We start from the raw sequence: 21343 nt of genomic DNA, 5'->3' as shown, positions 1-21343 counted from the left end.
GGAGTGAAAAGGCAGTTAGGAGAAATAGATGGACGCAAATGAGGAGAAGCATTTGAGGGAAGAGGAATCCAGGCAGGAACCTGAGAAAGAAGCATTGGAGTTGGGACCGGAAGAAGTGCGGATAGAGACATCGGGGCCGGAGACGGAAGAAGTGCGGACAGAGACATCGGGGCCGGAGACGGAAGAAGTGCGGACAGAGACATCGAGGCTGGAGACGGAGGAAGCACGGATAGAGACATCGGGGATGGAAACGGAGGAAGCGCAGAAAGCTGGGCCAAAACAGAATAAAAAAGGGCTTTGGAAGGGCGTGGTATTTTTCTTCCTTTGCTTTACCCTTTCCTTTGTTCTTGGTGCGCTTTTGTGCTATTTTTATTTCTTCGGATTTCCAAAAAGACAAGAAAATCAGGCCATTCATAATGGAGCGGCCAGTTCTTCCACCCTTTCCGACTCCAATCTGGAGAACTTGGAGTCCATTAACCTTCCAAGAGTTACGGAGAAGCTTAGGAAGATTCAGGATTTGCTGACGGACAGCTACCTTTATCAGGAAAATGGAAAAGATGCGGAGGAGATGATTTACAAGGGCTTTTTGACAAGCCTTCTGCAAGAGGATCCCTATGCTGCTTACTATACAAAGGAAGAGATAGAGGAGACCAGAAATCGTCAAAAGGGAATATACAAAGGAATCGGTGCGGCGGTATCCGAAAAGGAAGGCGGCCCCTTGGTAGAGTATGTTTATCCCGGATCTCCTGCGGAAAAGGCAGGTCTTTTGGCGGGAGATGTTGTACTGAAGGTGGACGGCATTTCCGTGGAAAGCCTTAGCCTAAACTATATTGTGGAGAATCTGATTCAGGGTTTGGCGGGAAGCTCTTTGGAAATGGTGGTAAATCGAAACGGTGAGGAAGTCACTCTGCGGATTACCAGAGGAGAGGTGGTCATTCCCGGCTCTGAAGTTGGAGATGTGGCAGAGATGTTGAAGCTTCAGAGCGGAGCTGAAAAGCAAAATGAATCAGCCCCACAGAAGAGTGAAGAACAGCAGCCTGATGTAAATCGGGATGTCTTAGCCAAGCTAAAGCCTGGAGATATCGGTTACCTTTCCTTAAGGGGATTCTATATGGAGGCGGTGGATTCCTTCATTTCCCAGTATGAATCCGATATTGACGGAAAGAAGAAGGCTTTGATTATCGATTTACGAGGAAATCCGGGGGGTGACGTGGAAGCGGCAACCAAACTGCTGGATTACTTTCTGCCGGATCATTTGCAGAAGCCGAAGAGAAAGGATAGCCAGCCTTTACAAACGCAAGAGAACAGTCCTGAAACAAGCAATGCGCAGGCTACCGGTACAGAAGGGAGTAACACACAGTACGGTGGAGAAAGAGCTTCCGCATCCGTCTTGGAAGTCACGCCCAATCCCAATCGTCAATTTGAAAAGGATAAGACCCTTCTTCTTTATACGGAGGACAAGTGGGGAAAGGGAAAGGACTGGTATGCCAAGGACGGACATGAAGTTGACCTGCCCATCATCATTTTAATGAATCAAAACTCCGCCTCCGCTTCGGAGCTTTTTGCAGGAACCATGCAGGATTATGACAGAGCCTGGGTTTTCGGAACCCAGTCTTACGGAAAGGGTATTGTGCAGACGGTACGAAGCTTCCCGGACGGATCTGCGGTGGAGTTTACCACCCATTACTACTTTACGCCGGCCGGACGAAACATTCACAAGAAGGGAATTACACCGGATCTTACGGTGGAAATGCCGGAGGCGGATCAATTCACTTATCTTCGGGACAGAACAAAAGACCTGCAATTAAGAAAAGCAGCAGAGAGTCTTTATATTAATTTTATACACGATAAAAACAGCCCATGATATACTCAGTTCATCAGAAGATGAACAGTAATGGATGGTGAGGCATGGTATTTTTTATCGTTAATCCCCGAGCGGGACAGGGAATGGGGTTACGACTTTGGGAGAAAATGAAGGAAGAGGGAAAGTCTTTGTTGGGAGAAGAAGGCTTTTCCGTTTTCTTTACGGAAAAACAGGGAGATGCCAGACTCTTTGCCAGAGAAATCACCAGAGAGATCAATAAAGAAAATCATAGAGAAATCACCGGAGAAAATCCTAAAGAAACCCAACAAGAGATTCATAGAGATTATTCCGGAGAAAGGAACAGAGAAGCAAAAGCTGTCTCTATAGAGGATAGGATTTGCGTCATTGGCGGAACCGGTACCTTAAATGAAGTGATTGACGGGGCTATGCTGGACAACAATTCTTTCCCGATTTCCTTTTTGCCGGTGCATAGGGATAACGATTTTGCCAGAGCCCTGCAAAAGGGCTATAAGATTCCGGAAAGTCTTTCTTCCCTTTTTGCCAAGGAAGAGCGAAAGGTAGATTACGGCATTGTAGAGGGTGAAAGAGGACATCGGCGTTTTGTGGTCAGTGTGGGACTGGGCTTTGAGGCAGCTGTCCTGCAGGAGCTGCTCAGTATGGGGTGCAGCATTTGCCCCAAAGAAAAACAGAGGATTCGTTCCAAGGCCCTTTCTTATTTTTATGCTTTTGTGAAAGAATTAAAACGGGCAAAGAAAATCAAAGGAAGTATTCTCCTAGATGGAGAAGAAAGGATGGAATTCCAGCATATCCTCTTTTTGTCCATTCATAATCATCCCTATGAATCCGGCTATGCCTTGGGATGTGGAGCTTCCGGAGAAGACGGTGTTCTGGATTTATGTTTGGTTAGCACCAAGAAAAAGCTTCGATTGCTTTACATTATGTTTGCGGCACTTTTCGGAAAGCATAAAAGTCTTCCTGGGGTGCATTGCTACCGGTTTAAGAAGATGGAGATTCATTTGGAGCAGGAGGTGGCCTTCCATGTGGATGGAGAATCCTTGGGAAAACAAAAGGATCTCTCCATTTCCTGTATGCCCGGAAGATTGCGGCTGCAAATTTAAAGCAGATGGGAAGAAGATAGACATAAAAGACTGTTTCTTGAGGTTTCTGGAAAGGGTTTAGCAGAGATAAAAAGCTTTAGCAGAAATGAAAAGGTCTTAGGGAAAGGAAAGGGAAAATGAGAGTTGGGCTGGGCTATGACGTACACAGGCTGGTGGAAGGAAGAGACTTGATTCTTGCCGGGGTAAAGATTCCTTATGAAAAGGGACTTTTGGGACATTCCGACGCGGATGTGGTGCTGCACGCTTTAACCGATGCCATCCTGGGGGCAGCTGCTCTTGGAGATATCGGAAGACATTTTCCGGATACGGAGGAACGCTATAAGGGGATTTCTTCTGTCCTGCTTTTGGAAAAGGCCTATGCTTTGGTACAGGAGAAGGGCTATACTCTGGGAAATGCAGACATTTGTATCCTACTGGAAAGACCGAAAATCAAGAATTATATTCCGGAGATGGAAGAATGCATCGCCAGGGCGCTTCATTGTGAAAGAGGACAGATTTCCGTGAAAGCCACAACGGAAGAAGGCTTGGGCTTTACCGGAAGGGGCGAGGGGATTGCGGCGAAGGCCATTGTCCTTTTGGAAAACCGTTAACACTATGGTAAAATGAAGGGAAGTCTCGGAAAAGGAAAGTTCTTCGGAAGTTTTATGCATTGTCACAAATTGAACACAATATCTCTTTAGAATAAAGAGATATTTTTTATATAAGATAATGCTTCAGTAGGCGGGAGACAGTGTTTTTCTGCAATATTTTTAACGAGAAAATGTTTTAAGGGGGAGAAGAGATGAAACGTTTTATTGGGATAATCTTTTCGGCTTTGCTTTTTGGAGTGATTGCCGGAACTTGTATGGTGGGCATCAATTACCTTGCTCAATCCAATGGGATTTATCATATTCTGGCGGAAGGAGAGCTTTCTCAGGATAATGAGGCGAATTCGAATCAAGACAGTACTCAGGAATCCAAGGAAGAAAAGCAGAAAGAAAAGCAGGAGAAAAAGACCAGCGCTTCCGATGTAGAGAAGGAAAAGACGGTGGTGCAGGCGGATTCCGGCTCTGTCAGTCAGGTGGCTAAGGAGGCTATGCCTTCCGTTGTAGCTATTACCAATATGATGCGTTATCAGGAAAACGGTTTTTCCATCTTCGGCGATATCCAGAGAGAAACCGAGTATCCTGCCAGCGGTTCCGGTGTCATCGTTGGAAAGAATGAAACGGAACTTTTGATTGCCACCAATAATCACGTGATTCAGGACTCCAATTCCTTAACCGTAAGCTTCATTGACGACAGTACCGCCAAGGCTCAGGTGAAGGGTACCGATGCCACGGTGGATTTAGCTCTTGTTTCCGTGAAGCTTTCAGACTTATCTCAGGAAACCAGAGACAAGATTAAAGTGATTGAAATCGGTTCCTCCGATGCTATGGAGGTGGGAGATCAGGTAGTAGCCATCGGAAATGCTTTGGGCTATGGTCAATCCGTAACCAAGGGAATCATTTCCGCAAAGGATAGAGACGTGGAGACGGAAGACGGAACCGCAGAGGGATTATTACAGACGGATGCGGCTATCAACCCCGGTAATTCCGGCGGAGCCCTTCTGAATATGCAGGGAGAATTAATCGGTATCAATGTGGCCAAGTACTCCGATACGGATGTAGAGGGTATGGGCTATTCCATCCCGTCCTCCAAGGCGGAAAGCATTTTGAAATCCCTTTCCACTCTGGCCACCAGAGAGGATGTTCCCAAGGAAGAGCAGGGTGTGCTGGGCGTACAGGTGAAGAATATTGATGCCCAGACCGCAGAAAGCTTTGCAATGCCTAAGGGTGTATATATCTTTAAGATTTTAGAGGATACCGGGGCACAGAACAGTGAGCTCCAGGAAAGAGATATTATTACCAAGCTGGACGGACAGGGCATTGCCACCACCGCAGATTTGAAGTCCCTTCTCTCCAAGTATCGTATCGGAGAAGAGGTTACTTTAACCGTAATGCGTCAGGATGGCAGCGGTAAGTACAATGAAGTGCAGGTACACGTTACCCTTGGAAAAGCCAATACAACAGATTACGGAACATCCAACGGCTCAGCATCCTCCGGAGAGCAACAGCAAGGCGGTAATTCTCAAGGAGAGGCTCCTCAGGAAAATGCACCGGAAGGAAATTCCGGGGACAATGGGGAAAGCTCCGCACCATCCAAGGAGCAAGAAGGAAAATCCAAGGGAAAGCAGAGAAGATCCAAGGAGGAAGAGGATTTTTATAAGCAGTTCCAGGATTTCTTTAATGAGTATAAGAGATAATTGGGATAAATAAAGTTTTCTTCAAAAAGAGATGGTTCAAAAGACTATCTCTTTTTACTTTTGGCATATCCAATTTTCCAGACGCTGTCTGGAAAATTAACTTGGTCACATTATTTAGAACTTTTATCTATAGAAGATAATGACAAGCGTAGCTTTTATGAGAAAGAAACAGAGAATGGTCTGTAAGAGAACTAAAACGTCAATTATTTCCCTGCATTTCTTGACGAACTGTGGGAAAAACTATACACTAAAACCGTATTTTGTCCTCATTTATGAGAAGATTGTCTTCGGAGAAAGGAAGCAAGAAAATGAAAATTTATAATACCATGTCGAAGCAAAAAGAAGAGTTTGTCCCCATTGAAGAGGGGAAGATTCGGATGTATGTCTGCGGCCCCACGGTTTATAATTTAATTCATATCGGAAATGCCCGTCCTATGATTGTATTCGACACCTTCCGTCGTTTTATGGAATATAAGGGCTATAAGGTTTGCTATGTCTCCAACTATACGGATGTGGACGACAAGATTATTAAGACTGCCATGGACGAAGGCACAGATTGCTCTTCCATCACCGAGCGCTACATCTCCGAAGTGGAAAAGGACATGTCGGATCTGAATATTATGGAGGCTACCGCCCATCCCAAGGCCACGGAAGAAATTCAGGGAATGGTGAATCTTATTGATGTGCTGGTAAAGAAGGGCTTTGCTTATCCGGTGGACGGTACGGTGTACTATGACACCACTGCCTTTCCTTCCTATGGAAAGTTGTCTCATAAGAATATGGAAGATCTCCGTTCCGGTCTTCGCGAACTGAAAGTCTCCGGAGAAGAGGAGAAGAAAAGCCCCACGGACTTCGTGCTTTGGAAGCCCAAGAAGATGGGAGAGCCTTACTGGAATTCCCCATGGAGCGAGGGACGTCCGGGCTGGCATACCGAGTGCTGTGTTATGGCACCAAAATATTGCGGGGGTGCTTTGGATATTCATGCCGGCGGAGAGGACCTTGTCTTCCCCCACCATGAAAATGAGATTGCCCAGTACGAGGCGGCTCACGGTGAGCAATTTGCTCGCTACTGGATGCACAATGCTTTTATCAACATTGACAATAAGAAGATGTCCAAGTCCTTGGGAAATTTCTTTACCGTAAGAGATGTTACATCCCAGTTTGATCCGATGGTGCTTCGTTTCTATATGCTTTCCGCCCATTATCGTAGTCCACTGAATTTCTCAAAGGACTTAATGGAAGCTGCTAAGACTTCTTTGGGAAGAATTCTTACGGCGATTTGGCGTTTGCAGGATTTGATTCCCCGTTTGGAGGAGAAGACATTTTCCAAGGAAGAAGAGGAAAATGTGAAAACTGCCGAAAGCTATGAAGCAATTTTCTCCGAGAAGATGGAAGACGACTTAAATACAGCGGATGCGATTACCCAGATTTTTGAGCTGGTACGTCTTGCCAATGCCACTGTGGAGGAACATTCCTCCAAGGCCTACGGCGAAGCTCTGCTACAGAAGCTGGAAACCTTGATGGGAGTTCTTGGTATTCGTACCGAGAAGAAAGAAGAGGAGCTTGGCGCCAAGGTGGAAGCTTTGATTCAGCAAAGACAGGATGCCAGAAAGAACAAGGATTTTGCTAAAGCGGATCAGATTCGTGACGAGCTTTTGGCCATGGGTATTCAGTTGAAGGATACAAGAAACGGTGTGGAATGGCAGAAGATTTAATGGCAGAAAGTTTAGAGAATCTAAGCTTTCAGGAGAGCGAAATGGAGAGTCGAAGCGTTAAGGAGCAAGGCTCTTCAGGGATACAAACCGAATGTGCTATGACAGCGGAACTTTTGCAGAATACATTATTCATCGAGCAACAAGTTATTAACGATGAGGCTCCGAACTTATCCCCTTTGGCTTTAGCCTACGTGGGGGACTCTATCTATGATTTTCGGGTGCGAGATTACCTTTGCAGAAGATATCAGGAAAACCTGAATCGGGTAAACAGCAGAAAGACCAAGCTGGTTTGTGCTAAGGCCCAGTCGGATTTGATGGGATATTTAATAGAAGAAAAGCTATTAACGGAAGAGGAGCTTTCCGTTTATCGAAGAGCCAGAAACCATAAGTCCCAAAGCCACTCCAAAAACTCCAGCATTATGGATTATCGGAGAGCCACCGGATTTGAGGCATTTTTGGGCTATCTTTATTATGCCGGAAAGATTTCCAGACTGATTAGCCTGGTGGAGAAGGGCTTGGAGCATTTACTGGCAGAGAATGAAGCTAAGGAATAAGTAAAGCTATAAAGAAAGCTATAAGTAAAGCTATAAAGAAAGCTATAAGTAAAGCTATAAAGAAAGCTATAGAGAAAGCTATAAAGAAAGCCATATAGAAAGCCATATAGAAAAGCTATATAGAAAAGCGCTTATAAAGTGTCAGAGCATAGAAATAGGAAGAAGTAGGAAAGAGGAAGAGGATGAGAGAAGAGGGATGTACCCTAATCGGCAGAAACCCGGTGCTGGAGGCCTTTCGTGCCGGAAAGACCATTGACCGCCTGTTTATTCAGGACGGTTTAAAGGACGGCCCTATTTTAAGTATTCTTCGAGAGGCGAAGAAGCAGGATTTGGTGATTGATTTTGTGAAGAAATCCCGTTTGGATGAGATGTCCTCAGGAGAAACGCACCAGGGCGTTATTGCTTATCTTTCCGCCTATGAATATGCGCCCTTGGAGGATTTATTACAGGTGGCGAAGGATAAGGGAGAAGCGCCTTTTTTCTTTCTGTTGGATGGAATCGAGGATCCCCATAATCTGGGGGCGATGATTCGTACCGCAAATCTTGCGGGAGCCCATGGGGTGATTATTCCGAAAAGAAGAGCGGTAGGCCTAACCGCAACTGTAGCCAGAACTAGCGCCGGAGCCCTGAATTATACCAAGGTTTGTAAGGTGACCAATCTGGTGCAGACCATGGAAGAGCTGAAGAAGGAAGGCATGTGGTTTGTTTGCGGAGACATGCGTGGGGAAAGCATGTATAAGCTGAACCTGACCGGTTCAATTGGATTGGTACTGGGAAATGAAGGGGAAGGGGTTTCTCGTCTGGTAAAGGAAACTTGTGATATGCAGGCCTCCATTCCCATGAAGGGAGAGCTGGATTCCCTCAATGCTTCCGTGGCCTGCGGTGTTTTGGCTTATGAAATTGTAAGACAGAGGCTGTTGCAAAATGGATAAAGTTAAGGCAACCTGGAAAATTCATGAAAAGCTTTGGTTTTTTGCCCTCCTGATATTTTCGGGGGGCTTTTATGGTGGATATACTTATAGCCTACGAGGACAGGTATTTGCCAATGCCCAGACAGCCAATCTTGTCATCATGATGTTGTCTTTGGGAAAGGGAAAATGGGGGAGAGCCCTGTATTCTTTGGCTCCCTTTACCGCCTATATGCTAGGTGTGATTTTATCGGAGTATATTGGGCAAAACCATAAAAATCTAAAGAAGAGAGATTTTGAAGAGAAAATTCTCCTTTTTGAGTCGCTGGTTTGCTTCCTTGTGGGGCTGATGCCGGCGAGTTGGCCGGATCAGTTATGTCAATTAAGCTTAAGCTTTATCTGTGCCATGCAGTTCAATATTTTCCGAAAAGCGGAGGGCATTCCCATGGCCACCACCTTCTGCACCAACCATATCCGACAAATGGGAAGTCATCTTACCCAAGCCTTATTTTTCAAAAATGAAGAATCCGCACGCCTTGCGAAGAGACACGGCCTGATGATTCTTGCCTTCGCTTCCGGTGTTTTGGCGGCGGTGCTTTTGTCAAAGGTTTTCGGACTTTACTGCATTTTCGGAATGACGATATTGCATCTCTTTCTCTGGGGCAAACTGCATTTTGACAATAAAAGCTATGAAGAGAGAGCAAAAAAGCTAAAGGAAGAACAAGGCAGATAAAAGAAGAGCTAAAAAGATAAAGGACGAACGAAGAAGATAAAGCAAGATAAAGCAAGATATAAAACGAGATAAAAGAAGATAGAAGATAAAGGAAGTACAAAAAAGATAGAATGAAGAGGGAGGAAAAGAAAGTAGGGCCAATGAGCGCTTGTAGAGAAGAAAAATGTTGGGAAATTGACGGAAGAACCGGACTTTTCGGCCTTTTGGGCAGTCCTGTGGAGCATAGCCTTTCTCCTGCCATGCATAACGAAGCCTTCCGCTTGTTGGGAATCAATGCCCGCTATCTTGCCTTTGATTTACAAAAGGAGGATTTACCGGGCGCATTACCCGTTTTTCGGAAAATGAAGCTGCAGGGCTGTAATCTCACCATGCCCTTAAAGGAGGCGGTGATTCCCCTTTGTGACAGCATTTCCAGGGAAGCAAGACTTGCCCATTCGGTAAATACCTTGGTTTTCCGGGAAAATGGAGAAATTGAGGGACATAGTACTGATGGTAAAGGCTTCTTTCGGGGCTTGGAAGCAAAGAGACTTGCTTTAAAAGGAAAGAAGCTAAGCCTATTGGGGCTGGGCGGTGCCGGAAAGGCCATCCTTAGCTATGGCATCGGTACGGAACTTTCGGAAATAGAAGTGCTGGTGCGAGAAGAAAGCAAGGGAAAGTATGAGGATTTTGTAGAACGTTGTGAAAAGGAGTCCGGAAGAAGGATTTTCTTAAAAAGTCTGGAAAGGGATTTGGAAGAAGCCTGTGGGAACAGTGATATCCTGGTGAATGCCAGCTCTGTAGGTATGAAAGAGAACCGTTCCCTGGTAGAGGAAAGTCGCTGGCTTCATAAGGGACTATTTGTAGCAGACTGCATTTACCATCCCTTGGAAACGAAGCTTTTACAGCAGGCAAAGGAACAGGGATTATCTTATATGAACGGCTTACCCATGCTCTTTTATCAAGGGGCGGAGTCCTTCCGGCTATGGACAGGAAAAGACTTTCCGGAAGGGGAGGTCTATGCCCTTTTGGAATCAAAGGTCAAAGAAAGAGAAGGATAGAGATAACACATAAAGTTTTTTGCGTATCCACAGTATAGGTCTGAACACGGGGCACGCTCCCGCTAACTTCGCCTTCGTAAGGGTACTAAGCTTCAAGCTTCGTTTCACTCGCTTTCAGCAAGTACCCACGGGCTCAGATTACCCCGTATTACAGACCTATATTGCGTATACGCACACGGATTATTTTTTGTTTTACATTCTATCCGTCTCCATCTGTAAAAACATTAAACCGCTCTATGCCCTTGATTTATAAGGGGATAGAGCTGTTTTCATCGATATGTTTTGTCTTATAAGCCGCCTTTTCTTACTTATTAAGACTTGCTTGTTTCTGTTTTGGGGAAAAATAAAAAAGAAGAATGGAGATTAAAGAAGAGTTTTCTTATAAGCTTTTCCGCAGTATAGCTTTGTGATACGGGGTAATCTGAGCCCGTGGGTACTTGCTGAAAGCGAGTGAAACGAAGCTTGAAGCTTAGTACCCTTACGAAGGCGAAGTTAGCGGGAGCGTGCCCCGTGTACAAAGCTATACTGCGGAAAAGCAGGAATATATATCTTTTAATCTCTATTCTTCTTTTTATTTTTCATTATGCAACCTTAATCTGCATAATCTCTAAAATTAATAGCCATGTCAGTCCATAGTAGCTTACCACTCCCACCAGGTCATTGATGGTGGTAATCAATGGACCGGAGGCTGCTGCCGGGTCTACGCCGATCTTCTTAAAGAAGATGGGGACGATGGTTCCCACAAAGGAGGAGATGACCATAGCCAGTAATAGGGAAATGCCGATACAGAAGGCAATTCCGATGGAGACATGGAGGGGCATGTGTTTAAAGAAGTAGATATAAGCCCCGATTCCCACCAAGGAGAAAAATCCCAGAACCAAACCATTAATGCCGCCGATACTCATTTCCTTTACAATCAGCTTCAGCTTGTCGCCGGCCTTTAGTTGCTCATCCATTAAGACACGGATGGTTACCGCAAGAGACTGGGTTCCTACATTTCCCGCCATATCCAAAATCAGGGATTGGAAGGCCATAACGATGGTGAGCTGAGCCACCACGGTTTCAAAAAGTCCCACTACGGTGGAAACCAAAAGTCCCAGGAACAAAAGCATAATCAGCCAGGGAAGACGTTTCTTTACACTATCTCGAATGGGCTCATTTAAATCCTCTTCTGCAGAAAGACCTCCCAACTTAGCGTAGTCTTCCGCCATCTCGTCATCGGAAACCTCTAAGATATCCTGAGCAGTGATAACACCGAGAATTTCCTTGTCCTCTCCCAGTACCGGAATAGAGTTTTCGGAGTAAGCCTTGATATTTTCCAAGCAATCCTCAATCCGTTCATCCGCATAGACAAAGGGGTAGGCGGTTTCGGTAATGTCCTCAAGCTTGGTATCCTTTCTGGCGATAATGATATCCTTTAAATCCACAGCACCGTAATAGGATTCATTTTCATCCACCACATAAAGAGTGGAAATATTGTCATGCTCTGCAGCCTGATCAATCAAGGAACGCATAGCTTCCCGGATGTTTAGATTGCTTTCCAGGGAAACGAAATTAGTGGTCATACGGGAACCAATCAAGTCCTCGCTATAGGATGCCAAGGACTGCAATTCTTTTCGATTCTCCAGAGGCATGCGAGAAATCCAAGCCTTCTTGATATCCGGCTCGGTCTCCTTTAAAAGGTCAACCGCATCATCCGGCTCCATCTTTACCAGAATGTCAGCAGCCTTTTGCGCATCCATTTCCTCCAGATATTGCCCTGCATCCTCTGCATATTCCATCATTTCCGCAAGGCTTTCCATATCCAATAAGGAATAGAAAACTTCCCGTTCTTCTTTTGTCAGCTCAGGAAGACAGGAGGCCATATCATTGGCATGGTAGTCTTCCAAACGCTCTTTCTTTACCGCGGGATCATCCGGCCCCCGCAAAATATCCAGAATTTCCTGCTGGTAATCCTGTAAAACTCTCTCTTCTTCGTTCATGTAAGCTCCTTCCCAAAAAAACTATGGACACAGGGAAAAGAACTTATGATATTTTCACGATTTATCCGATCAGAAGGAAGGATTGATAGAAATTCACAAATCCCTGCCCCATGGAAATATCATAAGTACTAGGATCCGTGTCGTCGCCGCTTTTCATTTGCATTTTCCTTCCTTTCTCTTGAATTTTTGCAAGTAAAAACTCGCATAAGCCTGTGTAAGTGTAACACGGAAGAGAGGGCGGGGCAATGGCTTTCAGGAAGAAAAAGTAAGAAGTTCTATACAGGGAGGAAAGCAAGATATGTTCCGGAGAAGTCGGTAGAATATTCCTAGCAGCTTGGCAGAAAGTATCTTGTATAAGAGTCGAATAGAAGTTATTATATTGAATATAAAAGCCTTTTGAGGCAATAAAATTCAATTAAGGAGAGAGCTTATGGAAATCCAAAGAGATAGCTATTTAAAACAGCTTATATCCTATCGCTTTGACGGTTTGGTCAAAGTGATTACCGGAATTAGACGTTGTGGAAAGTCCTATTTGTTGAAGAAGCTATATAAAGACTATTTGCTTAATCAGCATGTGAAGGAAGAGCAGATCATCAGTATTGAGCTGGACTTGGCAAAAGATATTCAATTTAGAGATCCACTTCGCTTAAGTTCCTTTGTTAGAGAGAAGCTTTCCGGAACAACAGAGGAACACTATCTTTTTATTGATGAAATCCAGATGTCGGATGAAGTACCGAATCCCTACAATCCGGAGGGGAAGAAGATTAGCTTCTATGATGCCTTGAATGATTTACGCTCCATTCCGAATCTGGATGTGTATGTGACGGGAAGCAATTCCAAGATGCTTTCCAGTGATATTCTTACGGAGTTTCGGGGGAGAAGTGATGAAATCCGAGTCCATCCCTTAAGCTTTTCGGAGTACTATTCCGCAGTAGGAGGGGATAAAAATGAAGCTTTCGACGACTATGCCTTTTATGGAGGGATGCCCTTAATCTTATCCAGACCAAATGAACTTGCAAAGATGAACTACCTAAAATCCCTCTTTTCGGAGGTGTATATCAAGGATATCGTGGAGCGAAAGAAAATCGAAAGACAGGATATTCTGGAGCAGATTTTGGATTTGCTCTGTTCTTCCATCGGTTCTCTTACGAATCCGGCAAAGCTGGCCAATACCTTGCAATCCAAGCAAGGCATTTCCGTCTCCTCGAACACCATTCGAGCGTATATCGGACACTTGGAGGATGCCTTTCTCTTCTCGGAAAGTAAACGCTATGATGTGAAGGGAAAAGCCTACTTTGACTCCCCCAATAAATATTACTGTGAGGACATCGGGCTTCGAAATGCCAGAATCGGTTTTCGGCAGCAAGAGATGACCCATATCATGGAAAACATTCTCTATAACGAATTGATGGTAAGGCAGTTTTCCGTGGATGTGGGGGTAGTATATGCCAGAGAAAAGAACGAAAAGGGGAATTCCGTTCGGACGGCTCGAGAGATTGATTTTGTGGTAAATTCCGGAGGAAAGAGAACATATATTCAATCCGCCTATGCTATGCCTACAGAAGAAAAGACAGAAATAGAGCTTAGACCGTTTTCGCTTACCGGTGACTCTTTTCCTAAAGTTTTGGTGCGAAGAGATATCGGAAAACGTTGGTATGATGACTATGGCGTTTTACATATCAATCTGATTGATTTCCTTTTGGATAAGGCGGTGATTTAAGATTTTTTCTGTTGTTCTATAATTTCATTCATAACATTAGATTAAGAGTAAGAAGCCAATAAATGGTATAGCTACGCCATTTATTGGCTTCTGTTCCATGTCAAAAAACCTACTCCATTTACGGATATTATCCGAATGTGGAGTATAGGTGATTTTGAATGAAGGTCGTATACTAGGATAAAGTTCATGTTTCTATTCATTAGTATTCTCTTAATCTATTATTTCTTTTCATTACAAGGAGGGAACTCATGCCTAAATCTAAAGTTGAAAATGATATTGTGGAAAAGCAAAAAATCATTTCTTCTCTTACGCTCATGGATGATTTATTTATGAAAGTGGTTTTGCAAGATAAGGAATGTACAGAATATATTCTGCAAACTATTATGGACGATTCTACATTAAAGCTGAAAAGACAAAGCCTTCAAAAGAATTTATCGAATCTTCATGGACATTCTTTGGTTTTAGACTGCCTCTGCGAAGATAGGGATAATAATATTTACAATATTGAAATTCAAAATAACATTTCCGGAGCAGAGCCTAAACGAGCGCGTTATCATGCCGGTTTAATGGATATGCACTATCTAAAAAAAGGAAATCATTTTTCGCAATTACCCAAATCCTATGTTATATTTATTACAGCAAATGATGTGCTTCATGGGCAACTTCAGATTTATCATATAGAAAGAACAATACAAGAATCCGGAAAGCCGTTTTGGGATGAGTCTCATATTATTTATTTTAATACATCCTATGTAGATAATAGTCCCTTGGGGAAATTAGCAGAAGATTTTCATGCAAAAGAAACTGAGCAAATGAATTCAGATATATTATCAAAGAGAGTTGCACTACTAAAAAATGCAAAGCCAAATGAGAAAGGAGGCAAAGAAATGAATGTTTTATTAGAGAATTATAGAAAAAAAGCCCTTAAAGAAGGAATAGAAAAAGGAATAGAAAAAGGAATAGAAAAAGGTAGAGAAGAAGAAATTATAGCTAAACAAAAGGTAATACAATTAATGGGATTGTTAGCAGAACATGGAAGAATTGATGATATTAAGAAATCTTCTATAGATCAGGACTATCTACAAGCTTTGCTCTTGGAGTTTGGTTTATAAATAAGACCTACAATAATGGAGAAGAAGCAAGATTTTGCCTCTTGGACATAGAAAGAAACTGGCAAAGAAGCAAATAGAAGCTATAGTGATGAATATAAAAGCCTTTTTGTACAATAATACTCAATATAGGACTTAAGAGTATCCGTCTTATTCTTTGAAAAGGAGTAGAGAGATGACGAAGGAAGAAGCTTCCCTTAAGAAGAAAACTAACTTGGAGATTACTATAGATGCTTTGCGTGAGGTAGAGCAGCTAAAGAATACACCAAATAAAAAAAGCTATTCCTCATTTGCTGAATTACTAAAAGATATAGAAGATGAAGATATTTATGAGGAATTAGAACGTTCTGAAGAAGATATTGCTGCTGGAAGGACTATATCCGGAAACGAAGCACTAAAAGAGCTAAGAGAAAAATATGGCTTGTAAGTTGCTTGCTTTTATAGATAAACAATGTGCAATGTCTATAAGAGGGGGGTATATTAAAAATTAATATATCCCCTCTTTTTTGTCGAAATACTTCCGTTGAAAAAATTTCTACTTAATAAGAATAGGGCACTGTGGAGGAATGACTAATCGAAAAGAAAGGATTCCTTTACATGCTTTTCCAAAAATAAAAAATTAAAATAAAAATGCATTTTGCGAAAAAACTTTCTATTATAATTTTTCTAAAAAGGCCGATATTGTAGTGTGAGAAAGAAAAGGGTATTTATTTAGTACTTTCTCAGACGGCAATACGGCCCATTTTTTTGGAAGAAATTCCGGAAAATCCCGTGAAGCCGGAGAGAATAGAGAAAAAAGAGGGATAACAATGAGAGTACTTCGCAAAAAAGAAAGGAATAAGGGCCTAAAGAATTGGAAAGCCAAGCTTTCCATGCTTATGGTACTTTGCCTTGTTTTAACAGGTTCTCATGGACTCGTGCTATCGGCAGATGCACAGGAAGAACAGGGAGGTTCTCCAAACAGAATTGAAAGTAGAGGAGACAATGTTAAGCTCCATTTTAAAGGGGAGGATTTGCGCCAGGCTGCGGAAGCGGCTATTTATGAAGGTGTCAAATTTTCCATCACAGAAAGCTTAAGCTATAGTAAAGACCCTGAGCTTTTGCAGCTTTACAGAGATAGCCTTGCAGAAGGAAAGGAACTTTACGAAATCTCTCTGGATAATTTTGTAAATGGAACAGAGGCGGTTTATCAGGAAACCGGGGCTAAGGTAAGAGCTATTGTGGAAATTGATCCTACCGAGCGTACCGGAGAAATCGAAAAGCAAGGAAAAGATGCCTTGGGATTTTTCGCTAAGGATTCCTCTTTTGGCAAATTAATGGAGCAGGGAAATCCCGATTGGTATGAGGAAGCATTGGCTCCGGAGAGAGAGAAAGAAAGACTTGCTTTGGAGAAGAGCGAAGCAGACAAGGCGAAAGAGGAGAAGGCTGCTCAGTCTCAAGTGGAAAATGCTGAACCCGCGAAGGAGAGTACTGAAGCTGTACAAGAAGCAAGTTCTGAATCCACCGGTCAGGAAATGACTGAGGAAGAGAAGAATGCAGCTGCCAAACCGGACTTTATCAACTCTGATTCAAGTAATAAGGAATACAAGGTACAGGGAACTGAGCTGATTCATTTCCTCTATGAAAATCATGGAGAGCAGGATTTACGTTTTCAGCTTTTTGTAGATAGTAACAGCTATCCCAGTGTGAAGGTTCAGAGTAAAACAAAGCTTGCAAAATCTATTCTGGAAGATTTAAAAAACTTAGAGGATAAAATCAAAAAGAGTAATGCGAAAAAAGAAGGAGAAGAACAAGAAGTAAAGCAGAATACGGAAGCTCTTCCATCTACAGCGCAAAGTAATGAAAGTCTGGCATCTTCTGAAGAAAGTCAATCTAGCGAACTTACAACTGCTTCTGAAGCGGGACAAAGTTCAGAGACAAGCACTGCAACAGAAGAAAGTCAAAGTACCGAGACTTCTGCTTCAGTCGAAGAGAGCCAAGAGCAAAGCACTGTGGTAATTACAGAGGTGAAAGCAGAAGGGGAGAATAAGAAGGAAAAGGCAATAAACAGTCAAGAAGATCCCGTTCTTGCCCTTTATCAGGAAATGAAGGCAGATATTACTCCATTCCTTTCCGAACTATATACCGCAAAATACCAAATCTATAGCTTGAATGAGTTAGGACGAAAGAGCCAACATAAAGAACTTGATGATTTTGGTGTTGTAGAGGTGTTTTACGATAAGGAAGCTTTTCATGAAGCCGTAACTCTTCAGGTAAGTAAGAGAGTAAAACCGGAAGAGGCGCAAGGGGGCGAGGAAGAGCTAAGTGCAGCACAGGTAGATGCATTAAAGGCAAGAGGTTTATATGAAGATTCTCGTTCCATTGATATTCATTTTGTGAATGCAGAGGGCGAAGAAGTAGAACCTTCTCTTCCGGTAGCGGTACGCTTAAGTATTTCCAAAGATATTTTACCGGAAGAAGCTAAGCCGGAAAATATTGCTATTCATCACTTGGTAGAATCTGAAGGCAACGATAAGATTGCCTATGTAGAAACCGTTTCCGATACGGAAAAGAAGAAAAAGAATTTAGTAGAGGAAAATGCCAAGGAAGTGGAAGAATTGGCAAAAAATGAAGGCTTAGGAGGAAAAACAGAAGAGAATAATCAGCAAGGAACAGAAGGGGTTAAGGAAGAGGATAAGAACAGTATTACAGATAAGAGTGCTTATATTGTGCGAGAGTTCAATGTAAAAAGCTTCTCTATCTATACATTGACCTGGTCTCAAGGCCCAAATGCTGCGAGAAATACTACGGCGAAGTTCTATTATGTTGATGGGGATTTTCGTCAAGTTGGACCAAGCATCAGTGTGGATATGTCCCAGTTTACCCATGAACAGCCTTTATACCAAAGTATCAGATATCCTTATAATCAATATGGAGTAGAGACAAGCTACGTATATCAGGATCTTCCGGGCTATACCAGACATGATCGGGTTTATCCGGGCTATTATGATATTACTTGGATGAATGCAAACACGAATCGAGACTATAATAGAAATAACCTTATGGCTTGGGGAGATGAAGTGTATTATATGTCCACCAAGCACATGGTTTCCAAGTTTGTGTATGACGATTATGTTTATCGAAATGCAACGGAAGGTAGATCTTGGGATGATTACTGGAATATGACCACCTGGGATAGCGGCCAGAGCCTTCCTAATTATCCGGATCGAAAGGTTTGTTATCCTTATTACTATTTCTTCTATAAGCTGGATACCAAAACCTATACCCATACCTATCCTAAGCATAATCTTGAGATGCAACAGGAGAAGTATATTACCAAAAAGGCGGACGGCTCCTATGACCTCACCTTAACGGCCAGACCGGTTGTGGAAGGAGGGCAGAAGAATAAGCTGGATCTTATCTTTGTTTATGATAAGTCCATGTATATGGGATTCCCTTACAATGAAGAGGTAAAGAAAGATAAGACAAGACCGGCGTATGATAAAATTGATTCGACTGGTAAAGTTGGTACAAGGCACTATTATGGTAAAAAATTTGTCAATGATTTGGTAGAGGACTTATCTAAAAGCCCTGCCTATGATGCTCAATTTGCACTGGTTACCATGGGAGGAACCAGAGATATAAGTTATAATGTACCTGGAGGACAGTTTAAAGGAGTTAAATCTTTATCCGATACTCCCTATAATGATGCAGAAAAAGTACTTGGATTTACAAAGGATGTATCTTTATTCCAGCAAACAGTAAATGGAATTACTCTGGAAGGTGAAACCGGTAATGGGCTAAACTATGCAGCAGGAATTAAGGAGGCTGTGAATTTCCAAAATGGAGCAACGGCAGGAGCTCATACCCAGAGCATTCGACAAGATGCCAGACGGGTGGTCATTTTCATAACAGCCTATGATCCAAACTTCTCTTATTTTCCGAAATACAATGCAGATGGAAATCATCCATTTTATTTCTTACAAAAGGCAGAGAAGTATAATGCAGCCGGACACTTAATCGGTTATGGAAATGTTCCCGGAAAGGTTGTGGACAAGGCCAACATTGGAGGAGGTACTTCTGCTCTCCCGGAAGGTATTTATGAGTTTACAGCAGATTATCAAGCGGGATATTCCTATGGTAGTGGTCGTGGCTATGAAGAAGCGGCCTTAACCCAGGCCAGAGCAGAACTTACGAATCTAAACAATGTTGATGCTTTTTATACACTTGGTTTTGGACCGAAGATAAATTACAGCCATTTAAACGATTTGACCGGAAAGAGTGCACGGTGGATGATTTCGGGGCACCCTTTAGAAAAACCTCTTGCAGACGATATTGAACAGGAGAATTTTTCCATAGCGGTAGCAGCAGGTACAGCTAACTCCGGAATAGAATCGGCTGTAAATAAAGAAAAGGATAGGATTCGCGGATTTGTGGCTCCAATTCGAATTACGGAAATGAATATCTGGGATCAGCTTAGTGAGAATGTGGAGGTGAATTTTGATCCAAGTAATCAGGCGGATAAGAATCAAAAACTTCGCGCTGAGGTTTGGAAAGTAGATGCACAAGGAAAGCCTATTTCAAAAGTGGAAAATCCGAAAAGTGAAAAAGGATTCTCGGGATTTTTGGGCTTTGGATACTGGCATAATAATAACTTTTTGGAAGTAGGACCGGTTTATGATGCGGGAAATCAGACACTCAGCTTAAAGATTGGTACAGAGAACTTTAGTTTCCCGGCAGGCTATGAAATCCGATTAACGGTTAATGTTAAGCCTACTGTTAAGGCCTATGAGAAGTACCAGAAGAACTTTATGGACTACTTTGACAAGGAGACGGAAAGGCAGATTAAAGCCGGAACAAATGATATTGGTTACCTGGATAATGTCAATGGTTCGAATATTTCCGGTACAAGGACTCCGGATAGTACTTCAACTGTAAAGCTGGGAGACCTAAGAACAGACCAGTGGTATCTTTATCAAATGACACCGGAGGAAACTTTCCATACATCTTCCCAAAAAGACGGTTTTTATTCCAACGAAGGTGCGTATCTCCTATATCGTAGATTTAAGGGAAAAGATAATAACGATACACCCAAGAATAAATATCAAAAACCTGTTATTCAGATTGAACCGGCCACTCTTAGAATTGTAAAGTCCTTCGTGGGAACGAACAGTTCTTCCGAAGAGTTGGAGCTTTTAAAGAATACTTCTTTCATCTTGAAGGAGCAGATTCCCGGAAGTACCAATTATCGAGAAGTAAAGCGCTTTTCGATGACAAAGTCCGCTACCAGTACTGCTTTGGGATATCTTGTTTCAGAAGAGTTAAATGGAACTAAATTGTCCGGAACCGGTAAAAATTTAACACCGGAAAATCCTACAGGTGCAGGAAATTTACAAGCAACAATGCAGGGTGGAAAGAAACAGTATGTCTTAAGCATTAATGGTCTCATTCCCGGCAGAAAGTATCAGGTGGAAGAATTAATTAGTGCTTCCGGACAGAATCCTGTTATTGGGGGATCACAGCTTCATTTTAAGAAAATGGCAATTACTGCTGGAGACGTTAGCAAAGTCACTTCCGGAAACTATGAAATTGCTACCGTGAGCATGGGTAAGAATGAAACAAAACAAATCAACGTGCAGAATACCTATGAACGGGAGGATAGACAGGTTCTTCGAATTGAAAAGCAGGTAAGTGGAGAAATGGCAGATAAAAATCAAGTTTTCCCCTTCCGATTAAAGCTTTTTAAGGCAGAGAATCAGCCTATTACACAAAGTGATTTCGATTCCATTAAAGCAGATTTCCCTGCGGCAACAAAGAGTGCTATCAGCTTTGATCCTGGAACTGCAACAATCAGTTTTAACTTGAAGCATAATCAGGCTATAGAATTCTTATTGCCAAAGACTTATTACTATATGGCAGGTGAGAATCCTTCAGGATATCTACCTTCCGTAAGTACCGGTTATGTTTTAGAACAAGCAACCGATGCCCAGGGCTTCCGCTTCACCAAGAAAAAACTATTGGGCAGAAATGCGGATGGTTCAAAGCAAGTTCTTCAGTTTAGAAATGTGAAAGACCCCATTTCTCCAACAGGAGTTGTGGAAGAAGCAAGACCACTTGCTATGGTTTTCACAGCATTTATCCTCTTCTCCGGTGCTATTGCTTTCGGCATGAAGAAGAAAGAAGAGGCCTAAAGAAACATAGGCTCTGTAAGTAATAATAAGTAGTATAAAAAGTCCTCGGACAGATACTCTGTGAAAGAGTATTGTCCGGGGATTTTTTTAATTCTTAACGAATATCGCACGCGTAGTGTGTGATATCTCGTTTTCACTTTTTTAAAATCATAAATATGAATATTCATTTTTGTGATTGAATAATAGTGAAA

The 21343-nt window shown here is 42.6% G+C and carries 14 protein-coding genes and 1 pseudogene; 14 read left to right on the top strand and 1 reads right to left on the bottom strand.

Going from position 1 to position 21343, the window contains the following annotated elements:
• Positions 1–28: 28 nt before the first annotated feature.
• The 10 genes and pseudogenes from HNQ46_RS09875 to HNQ46_RS09830 all read left to right on the top strand — a co-directional run bounded on the left by HNQ46_RS09875 (position 29) and on the right by HNQ46_RS09830 (position 10171).
• Positions 29–1864 (top strand): S41 family peptidase, encoded by a 1836-nt coding sequence (locus HNQ46_RS09875; RefSeq protein ID WP_183684537.1) that lies wholly within the window; start codon positions 29–31, stop codon positions 1862–1864.
• Positions 1865–1908: 44 nt separating this feature from the next.
• Entirely contained in the window at positions 1909–2943 is a 1035-nt protein-coding gene (locus HNQ46_RS09870) for a diacylglycerol/lipid kinase family protein (RefSeq protein ID WP_183684536.1), read from the top strand.
• Between the two features lie 116 nt (positions 2944–3059).
• Entirely contained in the window at positions 3060–3533 is a 474-nt protein-coding gene (gene ispF / locus HNQ46_RS09865) for a 2-C-methyl-D-erythritol 2,4-cyclodiphosphate synthase (protein ID WP_183684535.1), read from the top strand.
• Positions 3534–3724: 191 nt separating this feature from the next.
• The gene (locus tag HNQ46_RS09860; protein WP_183684534.1) at positions 3725–5224 is read left to right on the top strand and encodes a S1C family serine protease; all 1500 of its coding nucleotides are present in this window, start codon (positions 3725–3727) and stop codon (positions 5222–5224) included.
• Positions 5225–5260: 36 nt separating this feature from the next.
• A pseudogene (locus HNQ46_RS09855) lies at positions 5261–5430 on the top strand (DUF1016 N-terminal domain-containing protein); the annotation flags it as partial.
• Between the two features lie 102 nt (positions 5431–5532).
• Positions 5533–6939 (top strand): cysteine--tRNA ligase, encoded by a 1407-nt coding sequence (gene cysS, locus HNQ46_RS09850; protein ID WP_183684533.1) that lies wholly within the window; start codon positions 5533–5535, stop codon positions 6937–6939.
• A gap of 41 nt (positions 6940–6980) precedes the next feature.
• Positions 6981–7493: a ribonuclease III domain-containing protein gene (locus tag HNQ46_RS09845; RefSeq protein ID WP_243155910.1), complete on the top strand. Its 513-nt coding sequence runs from the start codon at positions 6981–6983 to the stop codon at positions 7491–7493.
• 182 nt (positions 7494–7675) lie between these two features.
• Entirely contained in the window at positions 7676–8425 is a 750-nt protein-coding gene (rlmB, locus tag HNQ46_RS09840) for a 23S rRNA (guanosine(2251)-2'-O)-methyltransferase RlmB (protein ID WP_183684532.1), read from the top strand.
• Positions 8418–9134 (top strand): YoaK family protein, encoded by a 717-nt coding sequence (locus HNQ46_RS09835; protein WP_183684531.1) that lies wholly within the window; start codon positions 8418–8420, stop codon positions 9132–9134. The genes rlmB and HNQ46_RS09835 overlap by 8 nt, the downstream gene beginning before the upstream one ends.
• A 140-nt stretch (positions 9135–9274) precedes the next feature.
• Positions 9275–10171 carry a shikimate dehydrogenase gene (locus tag HNQ46_RS09830; RefSeq protein WP_243155909.1) on the top strand — a complete coding sequence of 299 codons (897 nt, stop codon included), beginning with the start codon at positions 9275–9277 and terminating at the stop codon, positions 10169–10171.
• Positions 10172–10752: 581 nt separating this feature from the next.
• Here the strand turns inward: HNQ46_RS09830 and mgtE are convergent.
• Complete coding sequence (gene mgtE / locus HNQ46_RS09825; RefSeq protein WP_183684529.1) at positions 10753–12153, bottom strand: magnesium transporter; 1401 nt, start codon at positions 12151–12153, stop codon at positions 10753–10755.
• 430 nt (positions 12154–12583) lie between these two features.
• Between mgtE and HNQ46_RS09820 the strand changes: the two genes are divergently transcribed.
• The 4 genes from HNQ46_RS09820 to HNQ46_RS09805 all read left to right on the top strand — a co-directional run bounded on the left by HNQ46_RS09820 (position 12584) and on the right by HNQ46_RS09805 (position 21152).
• Entirely contained in the window at positions 12584–13873 is a 1290-nt protein-coding gene (locus HNQ46_RS09820) for an ATP-binding protein (protein WP_183684528.1), read from the top strand.
• A 248-nt stretch (positions 13874–14121) separates the two neighbouring features.
• Positions 14122–14985 (top strand): Rpn family recombination-promoting nuclease/putative transposase, encoded by an 864-nt coding sequence (locus tag HNQ46_RS09815; RefSeq protein ID WP_183684527.1) that lies wholly within the window; start codon positions 14122–14124, stop codon positions 14983–14985.
• A 172-nt stretch (positions 14986–15157) separates the two neighbouring features.
• Positions 15158–15409: a hypothetical protein gene (locus tag HNQ46_RS09810; protein WP_007156751.1), complete on the top strand. Its 252-nt coding sequence runs from the start codon at positions 15158–15160 to the stop codon at positions 15407–15409.
• Between the two features lie 382 nt (positions 15410–15791).
• Positions 15792–21152: a vWA domain-containing protein gene (locus tag HNQ46_RS09805; RefSeq protein WP_183684526.1), complete on the top strand. Its 5361-nt coding sequence runs from the start codon at positions 15792–15794 to the stop codon at positions 21150–21152.
• Positions 21153–21343 lie beyond the last annotated feature (191 nt).

The sequence above is a fragment of the Oribacterium sinus genome (assembly GCF_014202695.1).
GTDB lineage: Bacteria > Bacillota > Clostridia > Lachnospirales > Lachnospiraceae > Oribacterium > Oribacterium sinus.
Note: the sequence above shows the minus strand (reverse complement) of the source record. Positions and strands in the feature narration are given on the sequence as shown.